Annotated in this window: 1 protein-coding gene; it reads right to left on the bottom strand. The window is 66.7% G+C overall.

Features of this window, described 5'->3' with window-relative positions; genetic code table 11:
- The coding region (locus tag EOA60_RS36900) for a 3-keto-5-aminohexanoate cleavage protein (RefSeq protein WP_206628487.1) at positions 1–303 on the bottom strand (303 nt) is incomplete at its 3' end.
- Between the last annotated feature and the right edge of the window lie 165 nt (positions 304–468).

Consider the following 468-nt stretch of genomic DNA (forward strand, 5'->3'; position numbering starts at 1 on the left):
GGGCAGCTCATGCCAGCCGGCGATGGCCGCAATCGTGCGCCTGTCGTCCTTCTCGATCCAGGCGCCGGTCGAAACGCCGATCAGTGTGCCGGGGCAGGCGCGGCGCAGCGCCGTCATCGTCCAGTCCATCGCTTCCGTGGCAAGGCTTTCCTGCCGGTCGGCGCCGCGCGCATGCACATGCAGTTCGGCGGCACCCGCCGCAACCGAGGCCGCGCCGTCGCGTGCCATGGCATCCGGGTCGAGCGGCAGGGCGAGGTGGAAATCCGCGGCGCGGGCGCCGTTGATGCAGGCCTGGACGATCATGGCGGTCGATCCTGTTCAGGCGGAGTCTAGCGCAGGGAGCATAGACGGGAAACGGAACCTGCGGGCAGGATCTTATCGACGCCGATCCTTCGCCGTAGAACTCGACTTTGGGCAATTGGGAGCGTGGAACGCCTTACCCCAAATGCTCCTTCCTCAACCTCTTCT

This window comes from Mesorhizobium sp. M1A.F.Ca.IN.020.06.1.1, assembly GCF_004023265.1.
In the GTDB taxonomy this organism is placed as follows: domain Bacteria; phylum Pseudomonadota; class Alphaproteobacteria; order Rhizobiales; family Rhizobiaceae; genus Mesorhizobium.